This is a genomic window from Streptomyces phytophilus (assembly GCF_013870535.1).
Classification (GTDB): domain Bacteria; phylum Actinomycetota; class Actinomycetes; order Streptomycetales; family Streptomycetaceae; genus Streptomyces; species Streptomyces phytophilus.
Map to the genome: position 1 here is coordinate 1 of NZ_JACBXC010000452.1, position 4,438 is coordinate 4,438.

General features: G+C 74.8%; 6 protein-coding genes. 4 read left to right on the plus strand and 2 right to left on the minus strand.

Translation table 11 applies throughout. From position 1 onward, the window contains the following. Window positions 1–319: 319 nt before the first annotated feature. From H5J30_RS18965 to H5J30_RS18975, 3 genes are all read left to right on the plus strand, one after another. Window positions 320–1,264: an alpha/beta fold hydrolase gene (locus H5J30_RS18965; RefSeq protein WP_181788607.1), complete on the plus strand. Its 945-nt coding sequence runs from the start codon at window positions 320–322 to the stop codon at window positions 1,262–1,264. Window positions 1,265–1,346: 82 nt separating this feature from the next. Next, complete coding sequence (locus tag H5J30_RS18970) at window positions 1,347–2,498, plus strand: sensor histidine kinase (protein WP_181788608.1); 1,152 nt, start codon at window positions 1,347–1,349, stop codon at window positions 2,496–2,498. Next, the gene (locus H5J30_RS18975) at window positions 2,495–3,154 is read left to right on the plus strand and encodes a response regulator (RefSeq protein WP_181788609.1); all 660 of its coding nucleotides are present in this window, start codon (window positions 2,495–2,497) and stop codon (window positions 3,152–3,154) included. The genes H5J30_RS18970 and H5J30_RS18975 overlap by 4 nt, the downstream gene beginning before the upstream one ends. A gap of 8 nt (window positions 3,155–3,162) precedes the next feature. Here H5J30_RS18975 and H5J30_RS18980 read toward each other — a convergent pair whose 3' ends face one another. Beyond that, a complete protein-coding gene (locus H5J30_RS18980; protein ID WP_181788610.1) occupies window positions 3,163–3,744 on the minus strand; it encodes a rhodanese-like domain-containing protein in 582 nt (193 codons plus the stop codon). 83 nt (window positions 3,745–3,827) lie between these two features. Here H5J30_RS18980 and H5J30_RS18985 point away from each other — a divergent pair, with 83 nt between their 5' ends. Then, on the plus strand, window positions 3,828–4,115 hold the full coding sequence (locus H5J30_RS18985; protein WP_047017838.1) for a metal-sensitive transcriptional regulator: 288 nt from the start codon (window positions 3,828–3,830) through the stop codon (window positions 4,113–4,115). An 18-nt stretch (window positions 4,116–4,133) separates the two neighbouring features. On the opposite strand, the gene H5J30_RS18990 is transcribed toward H5J30_RS18985, so the two are convergent. Further along, on the minus strand, window positions 4,134–4,438 hold a 305-nt coding region (locus H5J30_RS18990), incomplete at its 5' end, for a sulfite exporter TauE/SafE family protein (RefSeq protein ID WP_181788611.1).

Consider the following 4,438-nt stretch of genomic DNA (forward strand, 5'->3'; position numbering starts at 1 on the left):
CGACGACATCCCCGACGAGCAGCCCGGCGATCCCCGCCACCGCGGGCAGCCGCCCCCGCACCGACCCGCCGACGGCACGTATCCACCCGCTCGCAGCGCTCCCACCGCTCATGCGCGCGAGCGTAGCCGTGCGCGCCGCCGCCCCGCCGGGATTCGCCCGGACACCTTCCGCCCCCGGACGGGGCCGGCGCCGCTGTCCCCCGCGCGAGCTACACGCAGGTGTCCTCCGTGCGGTGACGATTCCGGGGCCGCCGGGTCCCTAGCGTTCTGGGCACCCGGAGTGCGGCCGAGCCGCCGACCGGGCCCGGATTCCCGCTCCTTGGAGGACAACGTGTTCCGCAGCATCCGCAGCAACGCCACCGCGACGGCACTGGTCTGGCTGTGCTGCACGGCGGCCGGCGCCGGGCTCGTCGGCTGCTCGGACTCCTCCGACCCGGCGGACGACGGCGGCGGCGACGGTGCGAGCGCCACCGCCCAGGAGCGTACGGCGGACGAGGACCTGCTCACCGGCACCGAGAAGATCGAGGTCGGCGGGCAGTCGGTGAACGTCTCCTGCTCCGGCACCCCCGCCGAAGGCCGCCCGGTGGTCGTCCTGCTCTCCGGCGGCGGCGACGACCTGACGAAGCTCGCCGGCATCCAGGAGACGCTGAGCGCGAAGGACCGCGTGTGCGCGTACGACCGGCTCGGCCAGGGCGCCAGCGACAAGCCGGCCGGGCCGCAGACGATCGAGAGCACGGGGGAGGTGCTGACCGGGGTGATCGAGCAGGTCGCCGGCGACCGGCCCGTGGTGCTGGCGGGGCACTCGCTGGGCGGGCTGATCTCCGCGCGGTACGCGCCCGACCACACCGACCGGGTCAAAGGGCTGGTCCTCATGGACGCCACCTCGCCGACGCAGAACGCCGACCTCGCCCAGGAGATCCCCGAGTCGGCCACCGGCCCCGCGGTCGAGCTGCGCGAGCAGACGCTCGCGATCCTCGGCGGGCAGGGGCCGGAGAAGCTGACGGTGACCGACGGGGAGGTGCGGTCCGCGGGGGACATCCCGGTCGAGGTGGTCCGGCACGGGAAGGAGTACCTCGCGGCGGTGCCGGAGTACGGGCCGGGCCTGGAGCGGGCGTGGCTCGGGGGGCAGCGCAAGTGGCTGGCGGTGTCGGAGCGCAGCGAGCTGAGCACGGCGGAGAACAGCGAGCACTACATCTACGCCGACGAGCCCGACGTGGCCGTGGCGGCGATCCAGAAGGTCACGGACGAGGCAGCCGCGGACTAGGGGCGGTACGGGGCGAGGGGAGCCGGTCGTGCCCGGACCACGCGGCCGCGGCGGCCCGCTCCGCCGCGGCTACACTCCAGCGGTGATGGGTCTTCGGCAACTCCCGGAGCTGTGGCGCCGGTTCGACGTCGCGGTCCGGGACCTCCCGCTCGGGCTCCTCATCCTCCTGGCCGCCCTCCTCCCGGCGTCGCACACCCACGGCACCCAGCTCGGCGGGCTCCCGGGCCGCGAGTTCGACGCGCTCGCCGTCGCCGCGGTCGCGTTCCAGTGCCTGCCGCTCGCGATCCGCCGCCGGGCGCCGCTGCTCTGCCTCACCCTGGTGACGGCCGGCTTCGCCGTCGACCAGCTCCGCGGCTACCACTCCCTCGCCGGCACCGCCCAGGCCATCGCCCTGATGAGTGCGGGCGCCCACCTGGAGCGCCACCGGCGCCCCCTGGCGCTGCTGTTCTCCGTCGCGTACGCCGCGCTGGCGGTCGCGCTCGTCGCGGTGGGCGGGACCGAGGGGCCGAGCGAGTTCGTCATGTACTACCTGGCGATGGCCCTGGTGTGGGGCATGGGTTCGTGGCTGCGCTCGACCCGGGCGGCGGAGGCCGCGCACCGGCGCCGGGTCGCCGAGGACACCCGTACCGCGGAACGCACGCGCATCGCCAGGGAGTTGCACGACGTCGTGACCCACCACGTGACCGCGATGGTCGTGCAGGCCGAGGCGGCGCGCTATCTGACCGCCGCGCCCGACCGCCTCGACGCGACCCTGGGCGCGGTCACCGACACCGGCCGCCGCGCAATCACGGACCTGCGGCACCTGCTCGACGTGCTCGACCCCGGCTACGACGGCGACGGCGGCCTCCCGTCCATCGGCAGGCTGCTGACGCTGGTGGAGCAGACGCGGCTCGCGGGGCAGCCGGTGGAGTTCACGGAGAAGGGGACGCCGCCGGAGTCGGCGGGCAGCGCCGACCTGGTCGCGTACCGCGTCGTCCAGGAGGCGCTGACGAACGCCCTGAAGCACGCGCGCGGCAGCGCCACGTCGGTCGCGGTGCACCACGGCGCGGGCGAGATCACGGTGGAGGTGAGCACGGCCGCCGCCGCCCCAGCCCCTTCCCCCGGCGGCAGCGGCCGGGGGCTTGCCGGGCTGCGCGAGCGGGTGGACGTGCTGGGCGGCGAGTTCAGCGCGGGCGGCCGGACGGGCGGCGGCTTCGTCGTACGGGCCCGGATCCCGGCGGGAAGTGCCTCGTGACCGCGCCGATCCGCGTCCTGATCTGCGACGACCAGGTCCTGGTCCGCACCGGCCTGGTGACGATCATCGGCGCCCAGCAGGACCTGGAGGTGGCCGGCGAGTGCGGCGACGGGCTGACCGCCGTCGACCTCGCGGGCGAACTGCGCCCGGATGTCGTGCTGATGGACGTGCGCATGCCGGTGCTCGACGGCATCGAGGCGACCCGCCGGCTGGCGGGCGCCCGGGTGCCGCGCCCGGCGAAGGTGCTCGTACTGACGACGTTCAACCTGGACAAGTACGTGTACGAGGCGCTGCGCGCCGGCGCCGCCGGCTTCCTCCTCAAGGACGCGCCGCCGGCCCAACTGCTCCACGGCATCCGCACCGTGGCCGCCGGCGCGGCCCTGCTGGACCCCGAGGTGACGCGGCAGCTCGTCGGCCGCTACGCCGCCCGCATCCGCCCCGCCGACGGCGCCCCGCGCGACATCCCGCTGACGCCGCGGGAACTCGAAGTCCTGCGCCTCATCGCCGACGGCCTGTCCAACGGCGAGATCGCCGCGGCCCTCCAGCTCAGCCACGAGACGGTCAAGACGTTCGTGTCCCGCATCCTCACCAAGCTCGATCTGCGGGACCGGGTGCAGGCCGTCGTCTACGCGTACCGCCAGGGCCTGGTGACCTGACGCCGTACTCAGCGGCCGCGCAGCGCCGTGCGGGCGGCGTCGAGGTCGGCGGGGCGCGGGCGGTTGTGCGGGAGCTTGCCGAGGACGACGGCCATGCCGCAGGTGTTCGTCAGCGCGGAGAAGACCAGGCCGCCCGCTATGGCGGCCGGGATCAGCAGCAGGGCCGGGTGGACGAGGACGCCCAGGAGGAGGCCGAGGAGCACCACGCTGCCCGCGGTGAACCGCACCTGGCGCTCCATGCTCCAGCCGGCCCGGGTGTCGCAGGCCGCCGGGGTGTGCAGGTCGTGCCCGGCGGCGGCCCAGGCGCCGGTGCCGCCGACGAGGGTCGCGGCGGTGACGCCCTGCTCGGCGAGGAGCTTGCAGGCGCTCTCGGAGCGCGCCCCGGAGGCGCAGACGACGAGGAGGTCGCGCCGCTCGGCGGCGTGGCGTATGTCGTCCAGCGCGCCGCGGACGTGGTCCAGGGGGATGTTCACGGCGCCGGGCAGGTGGCCGGAGGCGTACTCCGCAGGGGTGCGTACGTCGATGACGACGAGCTCGTCCAGCCGTGTGCGGGCCTGGTCCGTGGCGAGGGTGGCGGGAATGCTGGTCATGGCGGTGTTGTCCTTACTGTTCGACTGCGTCCCGGGCCGGGACGTACAGTACCCCTAGGGGTATTTTTTTCCGAGGAGTGAGCGTGGAACTGGAGCTGGAGGGCGCGGACCTCAAGGCCGTGCTGAACCGCCTGCGCCGGGCCCAGGGCCAGATCTCCGGGGTGATCCGGATGATCGAGGAGGGGCGCGACTGCGAGGACGTCGTCACGCAACTCGCCGCCGCCTCGCGGGCGCTGGACCGCGCCGGGTTCGCGATCATCGCGACCGGGCTGCAGCAGTGCGTGACCGACATGGAGTCCGGCCGCAAGAACGGGGAGGACCCCGAGGCGATGCGCGCCCGCCTGGAGAAGCTGTTCCTGTCGCTGGCATGACCACTCCCCGCGGCCGGCTCACGCCACCGCGTCGACGAGCATGAACGCGGCCACCGCGAGCAGCACGACGGCGAAGATCCGCTGCAGCGCGTCCCCGGAGACCCGGCCCGCGAGCCGCTTGCCGGCCGGGGCGCCGAGGACGGCGGCGCCGGTGAACGGGCCGACGACCGCCCAGTCCAGGTCCGCGACCGCACCGGCTCGGGTGGCGAGCGCGGCGAGCGAGTTGACGGTGATCACCAGCAGGCTGGTCCCGACCGCCGCCCGCATCCGCATGCCGAGCAGCTGGACCAGCGCCGGTACGGCGAGGAACCCCCCGCCGACGC